This is a genomic window from Streptomyces fagopyri (genome assembly GCF_009498275.1).
In the GTDB taxonomy this organism is placed as follows: Bacteria; Actinomycetota; Actinomycetes; order Streptomycetales; family Streptomycetaceae; genus Streptomyces; species Streptomyces fagopyri.
In genome coordinates this window covers 5,787,318-5,810,319 of record NZ_CP045643.1, presented here as the reverse complement: position 1 = coordinate 5,810,319, position 23,002 = coordinate 5,787,318, and the positions used below count along the sequence as shown (strand labels likewise).

20 protein-coding genes and 1 tRNA gene are annotated in these 23,002 nt (G+C 72.2%); 6 read left to right on the top strand and 15 right to left on the bottom strand.

Features of this window, described 5'->3' with window-relative positions:
* Positions 1-42: 42 nt before the first annotated feature.
* Together GFH48_RS25050 and GFH48_RS25045 are read right to left on the bottom strand one after the other, a co-directional pair.
* The gene (locus tag GFH48_RS25050) at positions 43-1,233 is read right to left on the bottom strand and encodes an SPFH domain-containing protein (protein ID WP_153290401.1); all 1,191 of its coding nucleotides are present in this window, start codon (positions 1,231-1,233) and stop codon (positions 43-45) included.
* A gap of 140 nt (positions 1,234-1,373) precedes the next feature.
* Entirely contained in the window at positions 1,374-2,816 is a 1,443-nt protein-coding gene (locus GFH48_RS25045; RefSeq protein ID WP_194280665.1) for a peptidoglycan-binding protein, read from the bottom strand.
* 183 nt (positions 2,817-2,999) lie between these two features.
* Here GFH48_RS25045 and GFH48_RS25040 point away from each other — a divergent pair.
* From GFH48_RS25040 to glxA, 3 genes are all read left to right on the top strand, one after another.
* Positions 3,000-3,073: transfer RNA gene (locus GFH48_RS25040), tRNA-Lys, on the top strand.
* A 401-nt stretch (positions 3,074-3,474) separates the two neighbouring features.
* The gene (locus GFH48_RS25035) at positions 3,475-5,472 is read left to right on the top strand and encodes a glycosyltransferase family 2 protein (RefSeq protein WP_153290399.1); all 1,998 of its coding nucleotides are present in this window, start codon (positions 3,475-3,477) and stop codon (positions 5,470-5,472) included.
* A complete protein-coding gene (glxA, locus tag GFH48_RS25030) occupies positions 5,469-7,406 on the top strand; it encodes a radical copper oxidase GlxA (protein WP_153290398.1) in 1,938 nt (645 codons plus the stop codon). Before GFH48_RS25035 ends, glxA begins: the two co-directional genes overlap by 4 nt.
* Before the next feature lie 91 nt (positions 7,407-7,497).
* Here the strand turns inward: glxA and GFH48_RS25025 are convergent, their stop codons facing one another.
* The gene (locus tag GFH48_RS25025; protein ID WP_153293096.1) at positions 7,498-8,514 is read right to left on the bottom strand and encodes a glycoside hydrolase family 6 protein; all 1,017 of its coding nucleotides are present in this window, start codon (positions 8,512-8,514) and stop codon (positions 7,498-7,500) included.
* 246 nt (positions 8,515-8,760) lie between these two features.
* Here GFH48_RS25025 and GFH48_RS39750 point away from each other — a divergent pair, with 246 nt between their 5' ends.
* Entirely contained in the window at positions 8,761-8,895 is a 135-nt protein-coding gene (locus tag GFH48_RS39750) for a hypothetical protein (protein WP_265590177.1), read from the top strand.
* A 357-nt stretch (positions 8,896-9,252) separates the two neighbouring features.
* On the opposite strand, the gene GFH48_RS25020 is transcribed toward GFH48_RS39750, so the two are convergent.
* The 12 genes from GFH48_RS25020 to GFH48_RS24960 all read right to left on the bottom strand — a co-directional run bounded on the left by GFH48_RS25020 (position 9,253) and on the right by GFH48_RS24960 (position 21,308).
* Positions 9,253-9,918 carry a class F sortase gene (locus GFH48_RS25020; RefSeq protein ID WP_153290397.1) on the bottom strand — a complete coding sequence of 222 codons (666 nt, stop codon included), beginning with the start codon at positions 9,916-9,918 and terminating at the stop codon, positions 9,253-9,255.
* A gap of 1 nt (position 9,919) precedes the next feature.
* Positions 9,920-10,543 carry a hypothetical protein gene (locus GFH48_RS25015; protein WP_153290396.1) on the bottom strand — a complete coding sequence of 208 codons (624 nt, stop codon included), beginning with the start codon at positions 10,541-10,543 and terminating at the stop codon, positions 9,920-9,922.
* Positions 10,544-10,634: 91 nt separating this feature from the next.
* Positions 10,635-11,414 carry an HAD-IIA family hydrolase gene (locus tag GFH48_RS25010; protein ID WP_153290395.1) on the bottom strand — a complete coding sequence of 260 codons (780 nt, stop codon included), beginning with the start codon at positions 11,412-11,414 and terminating at the stop codon, positions 10,635-10,637.
* A gap of 313 nt (positions 11,415-11,727) precedes the next feature.
* On the bottom strand, positions 11,728-12,810 hold the full coding sequence (locus GFH48_RS25005) for a 2-aminoethylphosphonate ABC transporter substrate-binding protein (protein ID WP_153290394.1): 1,083 nt from the start codon (positions 12,808-12,810) through the stop codon (positions 11,728-11,730).
* Positions 12,811-12,917: 107 nt separating this feature from the next.
* Entirely contained in the window at positions 12,918-13,715 is a 798-nt protein-coding gene (locus GFH48_RS25000) for an ABC transporter permease (RefSeq protein ID WP_153290393.1), read from the bottom strand.
* Positions 13,702-14,574, bottom strand: a complete 873-nt coding sequence (locus tag GFH48_RS24995; RefSeq protein WP_153290392.1) for a 2-aminoethylphosphonate ABC transporter permease subunit — start codon at positions 14,572-14,574, stop codon at positions 13,702-13,704. Before GFH48_RS24995 ends, GFH48_RS25000 begins: the two co-directional genes overlap by 14 nt.
* Positions 14,567-15,622 carry an ABC transporter ATP-binding protein gene (locus GFH48_RS24990; RefSeq protein WP_153290391.1) on the bottom strand — a complete coding sequence of 352 codons (1,056 nt, stop codon included), beginning with the start codon at positions 15,620-15,622 and terminating at the stop codon, positions 14,567-14,569. The genes GFH48_RS24995 and GFH48_RS24990 overlap by 8 nt, the downstream gene beginning before the upstream one ends.
* Positions 15,619-16,311, bottom strand: coding sequence for an HAD family hydrolase (locus tag GFH48_RS24985; RefSeq protein ID WP_153290390.1), 693 nt, complete (start codon positions 16,309-16,311; stop codon positions 15,619-15,621). The genes GFH48_RS24990 and GFH48_RS24985 overlap by 4 nt, the downstream gene beginning before the upstream one ends.
* Before the next feature lie 5 nt (positions 16,312-16,316).
* Positions 16,317-17,441 (bottom strand): TIGR03364 family FAD-dependent oxidoreductase, encoded by a 1,125-nt coding sequence (locus GFH48_RS24980; protein ID WP_153290389.1) that lies wholly within the window; start codon positions 17,439-17,441, stop codon positions 16,317-16,319.
* 143 nt (positions 17,442-17,584) lie between these two features.
* Entirely contained in the window at positions 17,585-18,343 is a 759-nt protein-coding gene (locus GFH48_RS24975) for a GntR family transcriptional regulator (protein WP_153290388.1), read from the bottom strand.
* 116 nt (positions 18,344-18,459) lie between these two features.
* Positions 18,460-19,560, bottom strand: a complete 1,101-nt coding sequence (locus GFH48_RS40155; protein ID WP_407698657.1) for a hypothetical protein — start codon at positions 19,558-19,560, stop codon at positions 18,460-18,462.
* A 329-nt stretch (positions 19,561-19,889) separates the two neighbouring features.
* Complete coding sequence (locus GFH48_RS24960; RefSeq protein WP_153290387.1) at positions 19,890-21,308, bottom strand: ROK family transcriptional regulator; 1,419 nt, start codon at positions 21,306-21,308, stop codon at positions 19,890-19,892.
* On the opposite strand from GFH48_RS24960, the gene GFH48_RS24955 reads away from it, so the two are divergent.
* The gene (locus tag GFH48_RS24955) at positions 21,307-22,422 is read left to right on the top strand and encodes a Gfo/Idh/MocA family oxidoreductase (RefSeq protein ID WP_153290386.1); all 1,116 of its coding nucleotides are present in this window, start codon (positions 21,307-21,309) and stop codon (positions 22,420-22,422) included. The two genes, GFH48_RS24960 and GFH48_RS24955, sit on opposite strands and share 2 nt — an antisense overlap.
* Positions 22,419-22,883 carry a heme-degrading domain-containing protein gene (locus GFH48_RS24950; RefSeq protein WP_153290385.1) on the top strand — a complete coding sequence of 155 codons (465 nt, stop codon included), beginning with the start codon at positions 22,419-22,421 and terminating at the stop codon, positions 22,881-22,883. The genes GFH48_RS24955 and GFH48_RS24950 overlap by 4 nt, the downstream gene beginning before the upstream one ends.
* Positions 22,884-23,002 lie beyond the last annotated feature (119 nt).

The window sequence follows — 23,002 nt, the reverse complement described above, 5'->3', positions numbered from 1 at the left end:
TTATTGCGCCTTCTTGAACATGTCCAGACCAATCACACACGCTCACGACGAGCCCTCCCCGCGCCCGGTGCAGAACGCCACCGTCAGGTCCTTCACCAGTGCCTTGCGTTCGTAGTCGTCGAGCTCGACCAGACCGCGCAGGGTCAGCCGGGTCACCGTGTCCTCGACCGAGTCGACCACGGAGTCGAGCACGGAGTCGCGGTGCCGGGCGTCCAGGGCGGCGATCCGGTGACGCTGCATCACGGCGGCGATCTCGGGCGCGTACTCGATCCGGGTCGGCTGCGCCGAGAACACCTCCAGCCCGACCGGTGCCGTGTCCTCGGCCACCTGCCCGGTCAGTGCCTCGGCGACCGCGTCGGTGTTGCGCAGGGTCACGTCCTTGACCACCGAGGGCGGCAGGTCCGCCGGCAGCCGCGTGAGCACCCTCGACAGCGCCGCCTCCACGCACTCACGCAGATACGTCTCATGGTCCTCGACCCCGAGCACGGCCCGCGCGGTGTCCTTGATCCGCCACACGACGAGCACCACCACCCGCAGCGCCACCCCGTTCCCGTCGACCACCGACATCGGCTCGCTGCGCCAGTGCCGCAGCCGTACGTCGGCCCGGCGCCGGATCACCAGCGGGTTGATCCACATCAGGCCGGTGCGCCGGACCGTGCCGCGGTAGCCGCCGAAGAGACCGAGCACCCAGGCCCGCCCGGTCCGGCCGCGGGCCAGACCGCCGAAGCCGAACAGGCCGAGGGCGCCCGCTCCGGCGTACGCGCCCAGCTGCGCGGGCCCGAGCCCGCCACCCGCGTGTCCGGGCAGCCCGAGCGCGTGTCCCGCGGCCGACGGCAGCGACCCCGCCCACCAGGTGGTGAGGACACATCCGGCCACCCCGCAGGCCCCGGCGAGCACCCCCGCCACCGCGGGCAGGACCCGCGCGGGCCGCTCCACCAGATCGGGATCGACCTCCGGCACCGGGCGCGCGGCCCGGCCCGAAACGAGCCGGCGCGCCCGTGACGGTTCACGCTCCCCCTTCGCCACCCGCGCCCGCAGCGGGACGGTGGTGTCCGGCGGCCGCTCCGCGGCGGAGGGCGCGAGCGGCACCGGCACCGCGTCCGCCTCGTCCCGGAAGAGCAGGTGGACCGGGATCTCGGTGGTCGCCTCGTTGTGGATGAGCCGGGCGGACCGGATGGCGCCGGTGTCCGGACCCCCCTCGGGATCCGGGGTGGGTGAAGTGGTCGAAGTCATACCTGCCTCCATGCCTCCGCGCGTGGAAGTGCGATCACGGGCCGCGTCGGGACCGCGGGCCGTGCGGCTCCGTCAGGGACCCCCGTGACGACTCGGGGACCTGCGCCGCGCCCGGGTTCCGGGCCGCTCCGGGGGCCCGCTCACGAGAAGACCCGCCGCCAGGTCTCCGGACCCGGATAGCCGTTCGCCGTACCGCCCCGCCAGCCCTGCGTTCGCTGGAAGGCCTCGACGGCGCGCCGGTCCGACTCGCCCCAGTCCGGCCCGGGGCCCGTCGTGTAGTAGGCGCCGAAACCCTTCTTGACCAGCTGCTTCCCGAGCAGGGTGACGTACGCGTTGTGCGCACCCGGCCGGAACGCCCCCCGCCCGGGAAAGCCGGGAACGACAGCGGCCGGCGCCCCACCGGCCCCCGCGGTGTTCCCTGTGATCGGAGTGCTCGCGGCGCTCACCGTGCTCGCCGTCCCCACGGTGCTCGCCGTCCCCACGGTGCTCGCCGTGCCCGTCGTGCTCGCCGTGCCCGTCGTGCTCGCCGTGCCCGCCGTGCTCGTCGTCCCCGCCGCCGGTGGAATGTCCCTGCCCTTCTTCTCCACCAGGTACGACCAGGTCAGCGGACCCGGCAGCCCGTCCGCGCCCTTCCCCTTCCAGCCCTGGGCGAGCTGGAACGCCTGGGTGGCCCGCCGGTCCGCGTTCGACCAGCGCGGCCCCGGCCCCGAGGTGTAGAAGCGGCGCCCGCCCCGGTCCACCAGGAGCCGGCCCAGCTGGGTGACGTACGCGTTGTTCGCACCGGGGCCGAAGGCGGACGTGCCCGGGAAGGGGGCGGCCTTGGTACCCGGTACCGAGGGCGCCGCGCCGCCCGCGCCGTCGGTCACCCCCTTGTGCCGGTAGGGCAGATAGTGGCTCGAGTTGCTCCAGTACGCGTACGGCGTGGACTGCCGGCGGGTGTGCGGGCGGGTCTGTTCGTAAGCGATGTAATAGGTGTGCGTGTAGTCCGTCCAGCCACCGAAAAGAACGACGTGCGAACCGTTCTGGGGATCCGCCGGATTGTGGAAGAGAAGAATGTCGCCGGGTTGCAGCTGATCGCGGGAAATACGTACGCCGAACGTGTCGAGACTGCCCGTCCATTCGTTTCCCGGAAGATTCCATGCCATCGAGACGAATCCGGAGCAGTCCTGCCGGTATCCGTCCGACCAGTACGCGCTCATGCTGTACGGCACCTGCGCGGTGATCCACTTCTTCGCCCGGTTGATGATCGCCGCGCGGGTGGTGGCGGGGGCCCCCGTCCCCTGCTTCGCCGGACCGGTGGCCTGCCCATGCAGCGGCGCCTCGCTGCCCTGCGGCGTGTCGGGCTCGCCATCTGCGGGGTCGCCCGGCCGGGCGGGTCCGTGCGCGGCGGCCAGGGCGGGCACCGACGGGACCGCGACCAGGACCGCGCCCGCCGCCGCGGCGATCACCAGGGCCTTGCGCGCCGCCGGGCGGCCGACCGGCCCCGAGGGCACGGAAGGAGTCGTAAAACGCCGTTGACGCACGCATCCGGGGCAATCGCAGTCACTCGCGGGATCGAATTCCTCGAATACCGGAGTCTTCATGCGTCGCCCCTCACACTCCAGGTAGAAATCTCCGCTTTTCTGCACAGTCGTCAGTTTCTCAACTGTCGTCCGGTGTCGCATGTTGACGGTCCGAATGATGTACGGGGCCGTCCGTGGGCGGCCGGGCGCCGCTCCACGGTCGGGAGCACCCGTTCGTATCGGGTAGAGTTTCCGGGTCAGCAGGCGCCGCTAGCTCAGTTGGTTAGAGCAGCTGACTCTTAATCAGCGGGTCCGGGGTTCGAGTCCCTGGCGGCGCACCGGCAGAAGGGCTCCTCGTCTCAAGCGAGGGGCCCTTCGTCGTACCGGAACGCCCCCGTCTTCGCACATACGTCCCAATTAGATCGTATGACCGGTTAACCGAGCGTTTCGCGCCTTGCGATCATGGCGGGCGCCGTAGAACCCTGGGCGGCAAGAGGCTGCCGTCACACGGCAGTTGGGGGATCGACCGGTTGCGTCCGTGAGGTTGGGGACCTCGTTCACGGACGGGCGCCGAGGGGGCGCCGTACGACCGGACGGGCGCGTTTCCGTGGTCTTCATGGGTGTGGATGAAGTGATGACGCCGCCTGCCAGCACGCGTCCGTGACGGTCGAGGGGGATCCGAGCGGACGACAAGGACCGACGAACACGCACACGACCGTGCGTGTGGGGGGAATGACTCATGACGTCGACGCCGACAGGCGCCCGACAGGACTTCGACGCGTCCGGGACGACCCGGCCCAGAGTGCCGTCGCAACGGACCGGTGACCCCGGGGGGATCAAGAAGACTCTGCCGAGATACGACTACGAGCACTACAGCAGGCTCGCGGGCCCTCTCACGCGTCCCGATCCGAGCAAGCCGTACAAGGTGCGGTACCGCTCCCTGCTGTCCCAGGAGCCGCACCGGCTGCGGGCCGCCCTCATGCTGGGCGCGGCGCCACTGCTCTCGCTGGTCCTGCTCGGCTGGCTGCTCCAGCCGGAGCACTGGACCGAACGCGACTACCCGGCCCACGACTTCCTGCCGGCGCTCGACACGGTGATGCTCGTCTCGATCGGCCTGATCGAGTTCTTCCGCTGCATGAACGTACTCTCGAACGCGCACGCGACCCTGGTCGCCCGCGACCCGATCCCGGTGGTACCCGAGACCGGCACCCGAGTGGCCTTCCTCACCTCCTTCGTGCCCGGCAAGGAACCGCTCGCCATGGTGACGAGGACCCTGGAGGCGGCCGTCCGGCTGCGCCACCGGGGCCTTCTGCACATCTGGCTCCTCGACGAGGGCGACGACCCCGAGGTGAAGGAGGTCTGCGAGCGCCTCGGTGTGCACCACTTCTCCCGCAAGGGCGTCGCGAAGTGGAACCAGGCCAAGGGGCCGCACCGCGCCAGGACCAAGCACGGCAACTACAACGCCTGGCTGGAGGCGCACGGCGACGCGTACGACTTCTTCGCCTCCGTCGACACCGACCACGTGCCGCTGCCCAACTATCTGGAGCGGATGCTCGGCTTCTTCCGCGACCCGGACATCGGCTTCGTGATCGGCCCGCAGGTGTACGGCAACTACGACAACCCCATCACCAAGGCCGCCGAGTCCCAGCAGTTCCTCTTCCACGCGCTGATCCAGCGGGCCGGCAACCGCTACGGCGCGCCGATGTTCGTGGGCACCTCCAACGCCGTACGCATCAGGGCGCTGAAGCAGATCGGCGGTCTGTACGACTCGATCACCGAGGACATGGCGACCGGGTTCGAGATGCACCGCCACCGGAACCCGGCCACGGGACGCAAGTGGCGCTCGGTGTACACGCCGGACGTGCTCGCGGTCGGCGAGGGCCCCAACGCCTGGACGGACTTCTTCACCCAGCAGCTGCGCTGGTCGCGGGGCACGTACGAGACGATCCTGAAGCAGTACTGGAAGGGCTTCTACTCGCTGCCGCCCAGCAAGCTCTTCAACTACACCATGATGATCATCTTCTACCCGATGTCGGCCCTCAACTGGATTCTCGCGGCGCTGAGTTGCGCGCTGTTCCTCGGCCTGGGCGCCTCGGGCGTGAACATCGACCCGACGGTGTGGCTGATGCTGTACGGCAACGCCTCCGCGCTGCAGATCGGTCTGTACCTGTGGAACCGCCGGCACAACGTCTCCCCGCACGAGCCCGAGGGCTCCGGCGGTGTGGCGGGCATGATCATGTCGGCGCTCTCGGCGCCGGTCTACGCCCGCTCGCTGATGGACGCCGTGCTGCGCCGCGGGAGCAGGTTCGTGGTGACCCCCAAGGGTGATTCGGCGAGCCCGGACACACTGTTCGGGACCTTCCGCATCCACCTGTTCTTCATCCTGGTCTTCGCCGGCTCGATCGTCGCCGGACCCCTGCTCGGGCACTCCCACCCCGCGATGATCACCTGGGCCTGCTTCGCCCTGCTGATCACCGCCTCGCCGATCCTCGCCTGGCAGTGGACTCTGCGCCGGACCGGGAAGAACCCCCCGGCCCCGCCCGGAGAGACCGCTCCCCCGCCCGCGCGGTCCTCCGTGCCCCGGCCGGAGCAGCACGCGCCGGGGCACGAGCCGCGGCACGAGCCCGGCCGGGCGGCGGCGCGCGGCGACAACGACGACGGCAGCGGCAGCGGCAGCGGCAGCGGCAGCGGCAGCGAACAGACCCTGCGGATTTCCCTTGGGGGACGCGAGAAATGAGAGACGGTGCCCGTCGCCGCCGCGTCCGCCGTCTCGCGATGGGCGGTGCGGTGGTGCTCGCTCTGACCGGGATGAACGGACCGTGGGTCTATCGCTTCAGCACGGAGAGGTACCACCAGTACACGATCGACAAGCCCGAGTACAAAGCCGCGAACGGCCACTGGGACATCGTCCGGTTCCCCGAGCGGTACCGGCTCAACACCATCCACGCGGCCCTGCTGCACACCGGCAAGATCCTGCTGGTCGCCGGTTCGGGCAACAACCAGGACAACTTCGACGCGAAGAAGTTCGACACGCGGCTCTGGGATCCGGTCGAGGGGACCGTCAGGTCGATCCCGACGCCCGCCGACCTGTTCTGCACGGGCCACACCCAGCTCGCCGACGGCAATCTGCTGATCGCCGGCGGCACCAAGCGCTACGAGACGCTGAAGGGTGACGTCACCAAGGCCGGCGGCCTGATGGTCGTCCACAACGAGAACCCCGACAAGCCGGTCACGCTGCCCGCGGGTACCCGATTCACCGGCAAGAAGAACGGCAGGACGTTCGTCTCCAAGGACCCGGTGCTCGTCCCGCGCGCGAAGAAGGTCTTCGACAGGGCGACCGGCGCGTTCCTGCGCAACGACCCCGGCCTGGGCCGGATCTACGTCGAGGCGCAGAAGAGCGGCCAGAAGTACCAGACGGGCACCCAGGACAACTACCGCGTCCGGGGCCTGGCGGGCTCGGACGCGCGCAACACGTACGGCATCGCCCAGAAACTCGCCCTCGACAAGAAGGACTTCCAGGGCATCCGCGACGCGTTCGAGTTCGATCCGGTCGCCGAGCGGTACATCAAGGTCGACCCGATGAACGAGGCCCGCTGGTACCCGACGCTGACGACCATGAGCGACGGCAGGATCCTCAGCCTCTCCGGACTCGACGAGATCGGCCAGCTGGTCCCGGGCAAGAACGAGGTCTTCGACCCGGGGACGAGGAAGTGGACCTACACCAAGGGCATCCGCCAGTTCCCGACCTATCCGGCGGTCAGCCTGACGCAGAACGGCGAGATGTTCTACTCGGGCTCGAACGCGGGCTACGGACCGGACGACGTGGGCCGCGACCCCGGCATCTGGAACGTGGCCACGAACAAGTTCACCAGACTGCCCGGTCTGAGCGATCCCACCCTGATGGAGACCTCCGGCACGGTGCTGCTGCCGCCCGCGCAGGACGAGAAGTACCTGGTGGTCGGCGGCGGCGGAGTCGGCGAGTCCAGGCTCTCCAGCAGGAGGACCCGGCTCATCGACCTCAAGGACAGGAACCCCAGGTTCGTCGACGGCCCCGAACTGGAGAAGGGCACCCGCTATCCGCAGTCCTCGATCCTGCCCGACGACACCGTCCTGGTGTCCGGCGGCTCCGAGGACTACCGCGGGCGCGGCGCCTCCGACATCCTCCAGGCACGGATCTACCGGCCCTCCTCCAACACCTTCGACCGGGTCGCCGACCCCCTGGTGGGCCGCAACTACCACTCGGGCTCGATCCTGCTGCCCGACGGCCGCGTGATGTTCTTCGGCTCCAACCCGCTCTACGCGGACAAGGCCGACACCAAGCCCGCCACCTTCGAACAGCGCATCGAGATCTACACGCCGCCGTATCTCTACCGCGGCTCCCGGCCCGCCCTGGGCGGTGGCCCGAGGACCGTCGCCCGCGGCGGCTCGGCCACCTTCACCTCCGCGCACCCCTCGTCCATCAGGACGGCGCGACTGATCCGGCCGAGCGCCTCCACCCACGTCACCGACGTCGACCAGCGCTCCGTCGCGCTGGACTTCGAGAGGACGGCGAACGGGATCACGGTGACCGTGCCGAGGAACCGGAACCTGGTGGAGTCCGGCTGGTACATGCTGTTCGTGACGGACGGCCGGGGAACGCCGTCCAGGGCCCGGTGGATCAGGGTTCCCTGATCCACCGGAACCCGCCCACGTGACCGGGGGCGCCCTCCGCTCGACGGCGGAGGGCGCCCCCGGTCACGTACCGGCCGCTCCACGCGGGCCTTTACCCCGAAGCCCTCGCCAGCCCGAGCGCGTACTCGGGCCACCAGTCGCCCGCCTTCGGACCACCTTTGCAGGTGCCGTCCGACTCGCCGGGCCGCTTCACCCACAGATAGGCGTCGACGAGTGGATCGGCGGTCTTCGTCGTCGGGCTCTCGCCCAGCGCGCGTCCCGGCGGATTGCACCAGTTCTCGTCGGCCTTGCCGGCCGTGTAGGGCCCGTTGCCGTTGCGGCTGGTGTCGACGACGAAGTGCTTGCCGCCGACCCGCGCGGACAGCCGCTTGCCGTACGCGACGGAGTCCCGCGTCGAGTAGAAGTTGGAGACGTTCACCGCGAACCCGTCGGCCAGGTCGACGCCCGCCCGTTCGAGCGGCTGGAAGATCTGGTCGGGGTGGCCCCAGCCCGCGTTGCCCGCGTCCAGGTACACCTTCGTGTTCTTCAGGGACTTGAGCTCGGTGACGGCCTCCTTCAGGAGGAAGTAGCGCTCCTCCCCCAACCGCGCCGGAGTGCACCGGTCGACCAGGTGCAGGATCGCGTCCGGTTCCAGGACCACCGTGGCGGGCCGGTCGCCGATGCCGCGGGCGACCGCGTCGATCCAGGTCCGGTAGGTGTCGCCGTCCGCGGCGCCGCCCCGCGAGAACTGGCCGCAGTCGCGGTGCGGAATGTTGTAGAGGACCAGTACGGCGGCCCGGCCCGCCCGCTCGGCGGCCTGCGTGAAACCGCGCGCCTCCCGCTCCGGGTTCTCCGGCCCGATCCACTCGCCGGTCGCCCGCTCGGCGATCTTGCGGATCTGCTCGGCGTCGTCCTTCCTGCCCGCCTTGACGTACGCGGCCACCTGCTCGGCCGCGTTGCCCGCCGGGTTGACCCAGAAGGGGCCCGGACTCCCCGGCTGCCGGGGGATCCTGGGCCCCGCGTCGTCGCCTCCGTCCCCGCCGCCCCCCGCCGAACACCCCCCCAACAGCAGGACCGCCCCCATCACCGCCATGGACGCCCGTGCCCGGGCCCCCTTGCCGCCGTACATGCAACTCCCCCTCGGGTGCACCGCCCTGAGGGGCAATCGTGACATGGGCGCCTCCTCGCCCACGGGCTGCTCCGAACCCTGTCGGCGAGCTGTTACAGGCCCGGACGCGCCGGGTAGGCGCCGCTGGACGAAGCCCGGCACAGCGAGCGGGACGCCCCCGGCGGAGACGAACAGCGAAATGGGGGAACGCCGCCCCGACCGCCGCCCGCCGGCCCGACGTCACCCGGCGGGCGCGGGGCCACGGGCGTGGACCAGGCCTTCCCGGCGCTGCGCCGGTACACGCGCCGGCACCGGCTGCCGCTCGACGAGATCGCGGCGCGGGTCGTGGCGCGCTCGACGGACCGGGACGGTCCGGACGGCGAACGGCCCCGGTCCCTATGAGGTGTTGACGGACCGTCCCGCGGAAGCGGCCGTCACCTGGTCGGATCACACAGGGCCACGACGCCGACCGACATCCGACAGCCTCTAGGCCGGAACGCCCATCCGCTCTAGAGTTGCCTCGACCGCCCCCGGCCCCCGAGCCGGTCCCGCCATGCCGGTCATCCGGATCACCGAGTTCCTCACCGTGGTGCGTGATGTCCGGAATGGTCTCAGAACCTCCCGCGCCGCCGCCGGGTTACTCCCGCAGCCCGTGCGCGCGCGGTCGAGGACCAGTCCGGCCGGTGGCCCCGGGGGGAGCGGGCCGCCGGCCGGGCCAGGTGCGCCCGCCACGGGAGTCCGCGTACGGGCTCCCCGGGCTCAGAAGCCCTTTCCGGTGAGGTACGCGGACACGACCACGTTCGCGGTGTACGTACGACGGGCCCGGTCGAAGGTGCCGCCGCAGGTGACCAGTCGCAGCTCGGCCCGCCCCGACTGCCGTGGTCCGTAAGCCTGTTGGGCGTCGAAGTGATCGCGCGGGAAGACCGCGACATCGTCCACGGTGAACTCGGCGACGGTCCCGTCGTCACGCATCACGCGGATCCGCTGGCCCGGCCGCATCGTGCTGAGCTGGTAGAAGACCGCGGGCCGGGTCTCGGTGTCGACGTGCCCCACGAACAGCGCGGTCCCGGCCGCACCCGGCTGCACTCCCGCGGCGTACCAGCCGACGACGCCCGGCTGCTCGTAGGGCGGCGGATCGATGGCGCCCTGCGTGTCGAGCCCGCGGGCCACCACCGGCGCCCGCACCCCCATCGACGGGATGTCGACGCGCTGCGGCCGTGCCCTGCCGAGCGGCTTCAGCGGCGGAGGCATCCGGACCTCCGGCGGCCGTCCCACCGCCGCCATGTCTCCCGTGGCCGGCGCCGACATTCCCAGCCGTACGTCGGTCACCTCCCTGCCCCACAGCCACAGCCCGAGCAGCAGCAGTGCCCAGGCGACGCCGGTCAGCAGCCGCCCCACGCCCGGGGAACGCTCTCTGTCCGGCATGTCACTCGGACGTGTCTCGGCCGCGACGGGCGCTGCGCAGCGCCACGGCCACCGCGGCGACACCCGCCAGGACGAGACCGATCACCGCCTGCCGGGTCCCCGGGCCGGTCGCCCGCGCGTCCACGGCCACCGTGTGCGGGCCGCTTCCGTCGGCACGGGCGGTACCGCCGCCGCCCGCGTGCACCGGGGCGACGGGCGAGGCGAGGAGCGACGCGGGGGCGGAGAGCGTGGAGAGCGGCTCCGGCTGACCGGTGACGGTCACGGTGCCCTTGACCTGCCGCGTGCCCTGCCCGCCCGCGCAGCCGACCGTGACGTCGTAGGTGCCGGGCGACAGCGAGGTGCGGACCCGGGTCTCGCCGGTGAGCACCCCGTCCGAACCCGTGAGCCGCGCGTCCGCGACGAACGCGGCGGACGCGGCGGTGCCGGTGCTTCCCGTGCAGCCCTCCGCCCGCAGGCGGATGTCACTGCCGGGGGCGGGGACCGCGGGTGTCACCGAGACGGCCGCCGCGTCGCTCCGGACAGCGGTCGCGTACGCGGTGGGAGTCAGCGCGGCCGCGTACGCGGTGGGGGCCAGCGCGACCGCCACGACCGCTCCGGTGCAGAGAGTGAGTTTCCATGAACCCATCGTGAACCTCCAGATGTCTGGAGACTCCCCCCGCGGGCCGCACGGCGCATCCGCTGACGCCCGCGACTACTCCGGACGGGTCACGAATGGTTTAGATCCGGTCGACGAGGTCCGCGATCGAATCGACGATCCTGGAGGGCCGGAACGGGTACTTCTCGATCTCGTCACGCGTGGTGAGACCGGTCAGCACGAGGTAGGTCTCCATCCCCGCCTCCAGTCCGGCCAGCACGTCGGTGTCCATGCGGTCGCCGATCATCGCGCTGGTCTCGGAGTGCGCCCCGATGGCGTTGAGGCCCGTCCGCATCATCAGCGGGTTCGGTTTGCCCGCGAAGTACGGCTGCTTTCCGGTCGCCTTGGTGATCAGCGCGGCGACGGCCCCGGTGGCGGGCAGCGGGCCCTCGGTGGACGGCCCGGTCTCGTCGGGGTTGGTCGCGATGAACCGGGCGCCGCCCTCGATCAGCCGGACCGCCTTGGTCATGGCCTCGAAGGAGTAGGTGCGGGTCTCGCCGAGGACCACGTAGTCCGGCTCGTGGTCGGTCAGGACGTACCCGATGTCGTGCAGCGCGGTGGTCAGGCCGGCCTCGCCGATGACGTAGGCGGTGCCGCCGGGGCGCTGGGCGTCCAGGAACTTGGCGGTGGCCAGAGCGGAGGTCCAGATGTTCTCCACCGGGACGTCCAGGCCCATGCGGCGGAGCCGGGCGTGCAGGTCACGGGCGGTGTAGATGGAGTTGTTGGTGAGCACCAGGAACGGCTTCCCGGACTCCCGCAGCCTTTTGACGAAGGCGTCGGCACCGGGGATCGGCACACCCTCGTGGATGAGCACACCGTCCATGTCGGTGAGCCACGACTCGATGGGCTTGCGCTCTGACATCTGCTGGGTCTCCTGCCGTCCTGGCGTTCGTACGCACTGGATCCGGGGGCGCCGGAACGACGCTGTGCCGACGCCCCCCACCCTAGTCAGGGCCGTACGATCCCGACCTGGCCAGGCCTGTTCGATCCGCACTCCGTCGATCACCCGGTACCGGTCGTCGCCGCCGGTGCGGCGGCACCGGAAACGGGCCGTCCGCGCACCGGCCGGGACCTGGAGGGTGAGCGTCTCCGTCCGGGAGGGCACCTCGGCGGAGTGCGTCTTCACCGTGACCGGCGCGCCGTCGTCGCAGGAGACGAGCGCCTCGGTGGGGGCGTCAGCTGCCCGTGGCCGACTTCCAGTCCTCGACGTACGACGTGAGGTTCTTGTCGATGTCGGTCCAGTCCGGCGCGAAGACCTCGACCCCGTCCATGAGCTTGGTCAGAGCGATGGCGTTGGCGTCGGTGGCCTTGACGTCGCCCCGCGCGGAGAAGCCGCCGCCGATCTCGCTGACCTGCTGCTGTGCCTTGGCCGAGAGCATGAAGTCGAGGAGCTTCCTGCCGTTCTCGGTGTGCGGGGCCTTGGTGACCAGGCCCGCGGCGTACGGGAGCGCGAAGGTGGTCGGCTTCCCGGCGCCGCCGGCGGCCTTGTCGGTGGCCTCGGGGAACCAGATGCCCAGGTTCGGCATGTCCCTGGACTGCGCGTAGTTCATCTGGACGTCGCCGTTGGCGACCAGCAGTTCGCCCTTGTCGACCTTGGGGGCGAGCTTGCCGGTGGAGGCGGACGGGCCGACGTTGTTGGCCTGGAGCTTCTTCAGGTAGGCGAGCGCCGCGTCCTTGCCGCCGAAGTCGTGGATCGCCTTGATGAGCACGGCGGTTCCGTCACCGGCGACACCCGGGGTGGAGTACTGGAGCTTGTTCTTGTAGGTCGCGTCGAGCAGCCCGTCCCAGCTGGTGGGGGCCTGCTTCAGCTCCTTCTTGTTGTAGACGAAGCCGAAGTAGTTGTTGACGACGGAGGTCCAGGTGCCGTCGGTGGCCTTGTCCGCGCCGCCGACCTGGTCGGAGCCCTTCGGCGCGTACTTCTGCAGCAGCCCCTTGCCGTCGGCCTGCTGGATGAACGGGGGGAGGGTGACGAGGACGTCGGCCTGCGGGTTGGTCTTCTCGCGCACGGCGCGCTGGACCACCTCGCCCGAGCCGCCCTCCACGTACTCGACCTTGATCCCGGTCTGCTTCTCGAAGTCCTTGAAGACCTGGTCGTACCAGCCGTCGCCGTTCTCGCCCTTGAGGCCGTCCGCACTGTAGACGGTGACGACCTTGGCGTCGGCGGCGGCGGAGTCACCACCGCAGGCGGTGAGCGTGGAGGCGAGGGCGAGGCCACCGAGGACGGCGGCGAGCGACTTGAGGAAGGTGTTTCTGGGCATGACGAGATGAACTCCTCGCGTGACGTGGTGAGTCAGTGGGTCAGTGGGTCGATGGGTCGATGGGACGCCGGTGGGGCGGTGCGGCCCGGCGCAGGGCCGGTGACGGGTCAGCGGTAGGCCGCCCTGGTACGGATCCGGGAGACGGCGAACAGGACGAGCACGGTGGTGGTCATGAGGACCACGGCGAGCGCGGACCCGGTGAAGAGCGCGCCGCGGTCCGTGGCGGCGTAGATCCGGACGGGAAGCGGCGTCCAGTCGGGCGGGTAGAGCATCATGGTGGCGCTCAACTCGCCCATGGACAGGGCGAAGCAGAGGCCGGCCGCGGCGGTCAGCGAGGGCAGCAGCAGCGGTAGCCGCACCCGCCACAGCACGTACGAGGGCCGGGCGCCGAGCGAGGCGGCGGCCTGTTCGTACGCCGGGTCGAGACGCGCGACGGCGGCCGACACCGACTGGTGGGCGAACGCCGTGACAAGGACGGCGTGCGCGAGGACGACGATCCACCGGGTGCCGTTGAGCAGGACCGGCGGCTTGGAGAAGGCGACGAGGACGGCCAGGCCGACGACGACCGAGGGCACGGCGACCGGCAGCATGAACAGCGCGTCGAGGAGGCGGGCGCCCCGCTTCTTGAGGGCGTGCGCGGCGAGCGCCGCCCAGGTGCCGACGACCAGCGCGAGGACGCTCGCGGTGAGCGCCGTGACCAGGCTGGTGGTCAGGGCCTGGAGCGACTCGCCGCGGGTGGCGGCCGCGTAGTGCCCGGTCGTGAAGCCGGACGGGAACGCGCTCGACCAGCTGGTGGCGAACGAGGCGGCCAGGACGACCAGGAGCGGCACGGCGAACAGGGGCAGGAAGAGCGCGAAGAACACGGCCCAGGTGGCCCACCTCCCCTTGCGGCTATGCACCAGCACGACGGCTCACCACCCGGTACAGGCCGTAGAGGCCCACGGAGATCAGGACGTTGACGACGGCGACGACACAGGCGCCCGGGTAGTCGGACTCCAGGATCGCCTTGCTGTAGACGAGCATCGGCAGGGTCGTGACGCCCTTCGCGCCGGTGAACAGGACGATCCCGAACTCGTTCAGACACAGCACCAGGACGAGACTGCCGCCGGCGGCGAGCGCGGGCAGCGCCTCGGGCAGGATCACCTGCCGCACGATCCGCGCGGGCCGCGCTCCCAGGGAGGACGCCACCTCCAGCTGGGCGGTCTCGATGCCCGAGAACGCGGCGAGCAGGGGGCGCATCACGAACGGGGTGAAGTACGTGATCTCGGCGAGCAGCACGCCCCACGGAGTGGTGAGGAACCGGAAGGGCCCCGCGGCGGCACCGGTCGCGTCCGTCCACAGTCCGTTGGCGATGCCCACGCTGCCGTAGAGGAAGAGCAGGGCGAGCGTGATGAGGAAGGACGGGAAGGACAGGAAGACGTCGATGAACCTGGCGACGGCCTTCCCTCCGGGGAACGGCACGAACGCGATGACCAGGGCGAGCGCGAACCCGAGTACGAGGCAGCCGGCCGTCGAGCCGACCGCGAGCCACACGGTGGTGCCGAGCGCGTCCCGGAAGGCGGTGGAGGCGAACACGTCGCCGTACGCCTGCGCGGAGGTGCCGCCGGTGTCGGGCTGGAAGGACTGCTGGACGACGAGGGCGAGGGGGTAGAGGAAGACGAGGCCGAGGACGGCGACGGGCGGCAGGGCCCAGGCCCACGGCGGTATCCGCCGGCGGGACCCGGCGGGTGCCGCCGCGGGGGCGGTGGCCACGGCGCTAGCCATCCGCCGTCACCCCCGCCGACAGCAGTACGGCGTCGTCGGGCGCGAAGTGCAGCGTCACCGGGTCGCCGTGGACGGGGGGTTCGCGCAGCTCGCGGACGTCCGCCATCATCCGGTGGCCCGCCACGTCGACGTACAGCCGGTGGGTGGAGCCGCGCCACTGGACCTCGCCGACGGTCCCGGCGACCTGGTTGGGTCCGGGGCCGAGGCCGACGAGGTGGGGCCGTACACACAGGGTCGCCGAGGCGCCGGGCACGGCGTCCGCGGTGTCGACCTTCAGCTCGGTCCCGGCGAGGGAGACGGTTCCGGGGCCGACGGTCACGGGCAGCAGGTTGGCGTTGCCGACGAAGGACGCCGTGAACTCGGTGCGCGGCGCCCGGTACAGCTCCCGGGGTGTTCCGCAGTCCCGCAGCCGCGCCCTGTCCATGACCGCGATCCGGTCGGCGAGGGTGAGCGCCTCGACCTGGTCGTGGGTGACGTACAGGATCGACACGTCCGGCAACTCGCGGTGCAGGCGAGCGAGTTCGGCGAGCATTCCGGAGCGCAGCTGTGCGTCGAGGGCGGACAGCGGCTCGTCGAGCAGGAGCACGCCCGGCCTGATGGCGAGCGCCCGCGCGATGGCGACGCGCTGCTGCTGTCCGCCGGACAGTTCCCGGGGATGGCGCCGGGCGTAGGACGCCATCCCGGTCATCTCCAGCGCCTCGGCGACCCGCCCGCGGATCTCGCTCCTGGCGACCTTCCGCGCCTTGAGCCCGAAGGCCACGTTGTCCTCGACGCGCAGGTGCGGGAAGAGCGCGTACTGCTGCACCACCATGCCGATCCCCCGCCGGTGGGGCGGCAGGTCGGTCACGTCCCGGTCGCCGATGAACACCCGCCCGGAGGCGGGCCGCACGAACCCGGCGACGGCCCGCAGCGCGGTGGTCTTCCCCGATCCGGAGGGCCCGAGCAGCGCCATGACCTCGCCGGGTTCGACGGTCAGGTCGAGGGCGTCGAGGACCGTGGTGCCGTCGTAGGCGACGGACACCCGGTCGAAGCGGATACCGCTGGTCATGCCCCGGCTCCGTCGAGCAGGGCGGGCAGTCCGGCGACCGAGGCGAGCACGTGCCCGGCACCGGCCGCGCGCAGCGCGGGTTCGTCGTGGGCGCCGGTCAGCACGCCGGCGACGAGCCCGGCCCCGGCGCGTACCCCGCTGAGCATGTCGTACGAGGTGTCGCCCACGACCGCGATCTGCTGGACGCCGTCGGCGGCCCCGGTCCGCAGGAAGGCCTCCAGGACCATGTCGGGGTACGGCCGTCCCCGGCCCCCCGCGTCCGCCGGGCAGAGCGTGAGCGCCACCAGGTCCCGCCAGCCCAGCGCGTCGAGGATCGCGTCCTGGGTGACGCGGGCGAACCCGGTGCTCAGCACGACGGTCCGCCCGGACCCGGTGAGCGCCTCGATCGCCTCGCGCGCTCCGGCGACCGGCGCGATGTGCCCGCCGTCGACCAGTTCCCCGTAGGCCTTCTCGAAGGCGGAGTTGGCCCGCTGGGCGAGGGGTTCCTCGCCGAACAGGTGCCGGAAGACGGAGATCTTGGACTCGCCCATGGTGGCCCGGACGTAGTCCAGCTTCTCGGTGTGGTCCGCGGATCCGGGCTCGACGCCCAGTTCGCCCGCGGCCGCGGCGAACGCCCGCTCCACGAGGCCGCCGTCGGCGACGGTGGTGCCGGCCATGTCGAGGACGACGAGCCGTGTGTCCGTGGTCATCTCTTTCACCATCCCAGTTCGTTGGCAGTGGTCTCGGCGATCGCCGGTGAACAGGTCATTCCGCGCCCGCCGGGCCCGGTGACCAGCCACACCCCGTCCCGTACACGCTGCCGGTGCACGACCCGGCCGGTGTCCGTGCACTGCGCGTACACGCCGGCCCAGCGGCGCCGGATCCTCGGCAGCGGGCGTCCGAGGAAGGACTCGACGACCTCGGTGAGGTGGTCGTAGGGGTCTTCGAGGGTGTCGAAGGCGAAGGGGTGTTCGTACTCGTGGGTGTCGCCGATGGTCAGTCCGCCGTCCGCGCGCTGCACCATGAGCAGCTGCATCCGGTGTTCGGCCGCGGTCGGGGCCTGGGGCTGGAGCGTGTTGAGCTCGTCGAGCGCGGGGCTCCGGTAGGCGGGGTAGTAGCGGAAGCTGTCGGCGTCGGCGACCGAGGTCGTGAGCGGTTCGCCGAGCGGGTCGGTCTGCATCATCTGCAGCCGTACGCGCCGCACGGGCAGTTCGGGACCGGCCAGTTCCCGTACGAGACCGCCGAGCCAGGCGCCCGTGCACAGCACGACGACGTCACCGGTGTGCACGTCCCCGTGGTCGTCGCGCACGGCGCGCTCACCGATCACGTCCCGGACCTCGCGCCCCGGCAGGAAGGTGTAGTCGGGGGACCGCGACAGCTGTTCGCGCAGGGCGAGCTGGGCGGTGCGGGGCTCGACGGCGGCGTCGCGCTCGCAGTACAGGGCGGCGTCGAACGTCCCCCGCAGGGCGGGGTTCACCGCGCGTGCCTCGTCGGGCGTGAACAGCTTGTAGCCGCGGGCTGCGGCGTCCGTGCGGGCCAGCGCGGCCTCGGCGACGGCGAGCTCGCGCTCCCCCCGTAGGGGGGTCAGCGATCCGTTGGCCCGGAAGCCGAGGCCGGGCACGCGCGCCCCGATCGACTCCCACAGCTCCCGCGCCCGCAGGGCGGTGTCGAGTTCCTCTCCTCCGGCGCGACCGCTCACCCAGATCTGCCCGAAGTTGCGCAGCGAGGCCCCGCGGGCCTCCGCCTCACGCTCGATCTGTACGACCTGGTGGCCGCGCTCCACTGCGTGCCAGGCATGCAGGGTGCCCACCACTCCGGCTCCGACAACTATCACTCTCACGACGGCAACGCTCCTCGGTACGGGGGAATCGGAAGGGTCCGGACTGCATCCGGATGGTGAACTACCCATCACGTTTGGGCTAGACCCGTTATTCTCTCGTTATAATAAAGGGCGGGCCGGAGCCCGCCCGAACATGGCTCGAATCATCCCCCGAGGTGCGCCGTGAAGGAGAAGCGGTCCCCCCGGTACAGCGTCCGCACCCGCTCCAACGGCCGCCGCCGCGTGTCCCGCGAGACACGGTGGATCAGCAGCATCGGCAGGGCGGGCGGCGTCCCGATGAGCAACGCCTCGCGCGGGGTGGCCAGCACGGTCTCGATGCGTTCGTCCGCGTCACCGAACGCGATACCGAGCCGGTCGTGGAGGTACGCGTAGAAGGACGAGTCCGGCGTGAAGTCGCGGTCGAGGTGCGGTACGCGGGCCACGGCGACGTAGGTGCTCTCCAGCCCGACCCGCTCGTCGTCCGCGAGCAGCACACGCTCCATGTGCCAGACGGGCTCGCCGCGCGTGAGCCCGGCCTCAGCGGCGAGCGTCTCGGGACAGGGGAAGCGATCGAGGCTGATCAGCGTACGGCCGGGGGTGCGCCCCTGCCGCCGGACGCCCTCGGTGTAACTCGCGAGGGAGAGCGGCTGCTCCAGTTTCGGCCCCGCGACGACCGTCCCGCGCCCCTGCCGCCGCAGTCTCCCTTCGAGCAGCAGCTCGCGCAGGGCCTGGCGTACGGTCTCGCGGGCGACCTCGTACCGCTCGGCGAGGTCGCGCTCGGTCGGCAGCAGGCCGCCTTCGCCCAACTCCTCGACCAGCAGGGCGATGTGCGCCTTCACCGCGTAGTACTTGGGGATGCGGCCGTGCTCCGGGATGCCGGAGCGGACGGGGGCGCCGGGGGCCTGGTCGTTCGGGTAGTCCACGGGTGGGATGGTCGCAGATGGGACACGCGGCCGTGCCCGCGGGAGGGCTCGACGACGTCCGGACAGGGATCCGCCGGAGGGCTCGGCGACGTCCCGACCGGCATCCGCCGGAGGGCTCAGCCGCGTCCGGACCGGGATCGGCGGGCCATGACGAACAGGGCGACGCCGGTCGCGAAGAGGCCGATCACGCCCGCCACCCCGAACCCGTGCGGCGCGCCGGGGCCGGTCTCGGCGAGCTCGTCCGCGGCGGAGTTCCCGCCCGTGCCCCCGCCGCCGTCCGTGCCTCCGCCCGTACCTCCCCCGCCGCCGCCCGTACCTCCGTCGCCGTCGTTTCCGCCGCCGTCGACGCCACCGGCGCCCGCACCCGACCCGCCGGTACGGGAGTCGGTGCCGGCACCGGTACCGGTACCGGCATCGCCCGTACCGCCGCTGCCGCCACCCTGGTCGGTGGCGGTCCCGCTCCCTCCGTCGCCCCCGCCGCTCCCCCCTCCGTCGCCGCCGCTGCCGCCTCCGTCGCCGCCGCCGCTGCCGCCCCCGCCGTCTCCACCACCGGTGCCGCCGGCGTCGGTGTGGCCGTGGTTCTCCGTGGTCCCGGGGACGTCGGGACCACCGCCGTTGATCCGGAACCGGTAGTCGTTCGACTCCCCCACCCAGTCACCGTCGTCACCGTGACGCTGGACGACCGCCGCCTTGGCGACGACGTCGTTCGGCACGGCGTCCGAGGTCACGGCCAGCCGGACCTTCACGGTGACCGTCCGGCCGGGCCCGACGGTGAACCCCGGGAACCCGTCGTCGAACGCCCCCACGTTCTCGTCCTCGTCGCTCTTCTCGAACACGACCGGGTGCGGCTTCTCGCCCTCGTAGAACTCCATCCGTGCCTGCTTCGGCCGCAGCGCCCGCCCGCCGTCCACCAGCACGACGATCGGATGGATGTTTCCGCAGGTCCGCGCCGTGGTGTTGGTCAGGTCGATGTACCAGGTCCCGAAGCCGCCGCCGGCCTCGAAGGCGCCGGGCCCCCCGTGGATCCGGGTCTTGAGGGGGAAGGCGCGGGTGTCGGGGGCGGCACAGGTGGGGAGCGGGTCCGCGGGGGCGACCAGTGCGTGCGCGGGGGCGGGCCCGAGGGCGAGACCCAGGGTGGACGCGGCGGCGGTCAGCGCGAGCGGGAGGAAGGGAGGGCGGGAGGGCGGGACGGGCGGGAGGCACGGGCGCGGTCGCATGAAAGGCCTTTGCCGATCGAGGACGGTGGGGACCAGGAGCGTCAGGCGGTTACGGGCAACGGCACGCGAGACCCTTCCACCGCCGCCCGGCGGCCCCGCGCCGCCACGCCCGTCCATGGCCCCGATCGGCCCCGGAAGTCCCCTCGAACAGCGGACCGAGGACGAGCCGAGGAAGAGCGGATGACGAGCCGCGGAAGGCGGAAGAGCGAGGAGAAGCGAGGCAGGAACGGGAGAAGAACGGGGAATCCGCGCCTCCCGCCCGGTGCGGTGCCCCGCCCCCGCGGTCCTCACCGGCCCCGAGTCCCGGCCCGCACGCGCCCGAACGGGCCTCAGCCCTCCCCCCGCCCGAACAACGGGGCCAGCAACAGCTGCGCCGCCCCCTCCGCCACCCCGCGCGCCCCGCCGGGAGCGACCAGCACCGGAACCGTGTCCGTGCCCTCCCGCCGGGCCCGCTCCCCCAGCACCGCACCGACACCCCGGACGAAGGCCTCCTGGTGAGCCGCGACCGTACGGCCGCCGAGCAGCACCAGATCGATGTCCAGCAAGCCGACCAGGTTCGCCGCCCCCGCGCCCAGCACCCGGGCTGCCTCGTCCACGGCGCCGCGCCCCACCGCGGCGAGGCAGAGCGCCTCGACGCAGCCACGGTTGCCGCAGTCGCACAGGGGACCGTCCAGCTGAATGACCTGGTGCCCGAACTCCCCCGCCCCGGTACGGGCGCCCCGGTGCACGGCCCCACCGAACACGAGCCCGGCCCCGAGCCCGGTACCGAGATGCAGATAGGCGAACGCCTCCCCGCCCGCGCGAACGCCCGCGCCGCCCCGGCCGCCCTCACCTCCGTCGCCCCGGACCCGGCCACCACCGTGGTCGCGGTCACGATCCCCACCGTGGTCCGCGCCGCGGTCGCCCGCTCCGTGGCCGTCGCCGCGACCGTCGCCGTCGCCGTCGGTGTCGTCGCCGCCGAGCCCGCCACCGAGGCCGTCCGCGCGCCCGAGTCCCGGGCCCTGCCTCGGCCCCTGCCCCCGCCCCGACGCACAGCCGCTCACCGCCAGCCCCAGCGCCGCCGCGTTGGTGTCCTTGTCCACCACCACCGGCGCTCCGAGCCGCTCCGCCAGCGCGTCCCGCAGCGGGAACCCGTCCCATTCCGGAAACCCCGTGACCCGGTGCAGCACCCCCCGCGTGTGGTCGAGCGGCCCGGGCAGTGCGACGCCGACCCCCAGGACGGAGACCCCGGCGGCCTCGATCAGCGCCTCGATCTCCCGCGCCGCGCCTTCCACGACGGCCGCCGCCCCGGCTCCCAGACCGAGCGGCACCCTCCGCTCGGCGACCACCGTGCCCGCGAGGTCGCAGAGCACCGCCGTCAGCTCGTCCCGGTCCAGGTGGAGTCCGACCGCGTGCCCTGCCTCGGGGACGAGCCGCAGCACGGTGCGCGGCTTGCCGCCCGTCGAGGCCAGGTGTCCCGCCTCCGCCGCCAGCCCGTCCGCCCGCAGCCGGGCGGTGATCTTGCTGACGGCCTGCGGGGTCAGCCCGGTGCGCTCGGCGAGTTCGAGACGGCTGATGCCCGTCGTCCCCGCCGTGCGCAGCAGGTCGAGCACGAGCGCCCCGTTGTGGGTGCGCGGGGCGAGCAGATTCGCCCCGGCCCCCTCGATCCGCCCCGGCAGGCTCACTCCCGACTCCGCGCTGGTCCTGTTCACCACGTCATTGTCCCCCGCGCTTGCACTTTGGCAACAGCGTTGCGAAAGTGGAGTCATGACAGGAAGCACGACTGACACAGGTCCTGAAGCAGGTTCCGCCCCCGGCGCCCCCCTCCGCGTGGCCCTCATCGGCTACGGGCTCGCGGGCTCCGTCTTCCACGCCCCGCTGGTCGCCGCGACCGAGGGCCTGGCCCTGGACACGATCGTCACCTCGAACCCGGAGCGCCAGGAGCAGGCCCGCGCCGAGTTCCCCCAGGTGCGTTTCGCCGCCACCCCCGACGACCTCTGGGCACGCGCCGGCGAGCTGGACCTGGTCGTCATCGCCTCTCCGAACAAGACCCACGTCCCGCTCGCGACCGCCGCCCTCCAGGCAGGCCTCCCGGTCGTCGTCGACAAGCCCCTCGCGGGCACGGCGACGGAGGCCCGGGAGCTCGCCGCCCTGGCCGACGAGCGCGGCCTCCTCCTCTCGGTCTTCCAGAACCGCCGCTGGGACAACGACTTCCTGACCGTCCGCAAACTGCTCGCCGAGGGCGACCTCGGCGACGTATGGCGCTTCGAGTCCCGTTTCGAGCGCTGGCGTCCGCAGCTCAAGGGCGGCTGGCGCGAGTCCGGCGACCCGGCAGAGATCGGAGGTCTCCTCTACGACCTCGGCAGCCACGTCGTCGACCAGGCGCTCGTCCTCTTCGGCCCCGCGGCCTCCGTGTACGCCGAGGCGGACATCCGTCGCGACGGCGCCCTGACGGACGACGACACCGTGATCGCGATCACGCACACCAGCGGCGTCCGCTCCCACCTGTACGTCTCCGCGACGACCGCGCAGCTCGGCCCGCGCTTCCGCGTCCTCGGCTCGCGGGCCGGTTACGTGAAGCACGGCCTCGATCCGCAGGAGGCGGAGCTGCGCGAGGGCGGGCGTCCCGGCACGAGCGCCGAGTGGGGTGTCGAGCCCGAGTCCCTGTGGGGCCGTGTGGGTTCCGGCGAGTCCCCGCTCACCGGAGGCGGCCGGCCCGAGCCGACACTCCCGGGCGCGTACCCGGCGTACTACGCGGCGGTGGCGGCCGCGCTGCGCGACGGCGGACCGAACCCCGTCACCGCGCACGAGGCGGCGGCGGCGCTCGACGTGCTGGAAGCGGCGCGCCGCTCCGCCCGCGAGAACACGGTGGTGGTCCTGTGAGCGCCCCGGACATCGCGGAACTGGAGGAGCAGGAGCGCCGGCTGGTGCTTCCCCGGTTCACCCACGACGACGCGTGGGCGCTGGGCACACTGCTCGTCGAGCTCGCCCGTGAGCGCGGCGCCCCCGTCGCCGTCGACATCCGGCGGGGCGGCCAGCAGCTCTTCCACGCGGCGCTGCCCGGCTCGACCCCGGACAACGACGCCTGGATCGACCGCAAGCGCCGGGTCGTCGAGCGCTACGGCTGCTCCTCGCTCCTGGTCGGCACCCGTTTCCGCGCCAAGGGCACGACCTTCGAGGAGTCCTCACGCCTCGACCCCGACACGTACGCGGCCCACGGCGGCGCGTTCCCGGTCACGGTCGAGGGCGCGGGCGTGATCGGCACCGTGGTGGTCTCGGGCCTGCCCCAACTCGACGACCACGCGATGGTCGTAGAGGCCCTGACCCACTTCCTCACCCCCTGACCCCCAAGGCGCCCGCGCCCCCTCAAGGGGCGCAGGCGCCGACAGCACGAGCCCCGCGAGGAACGCAGGCCCGGGGACTCAGGGCCCCGCAAGGGCCGCGGGCGCCCAGGGCTCCGGGC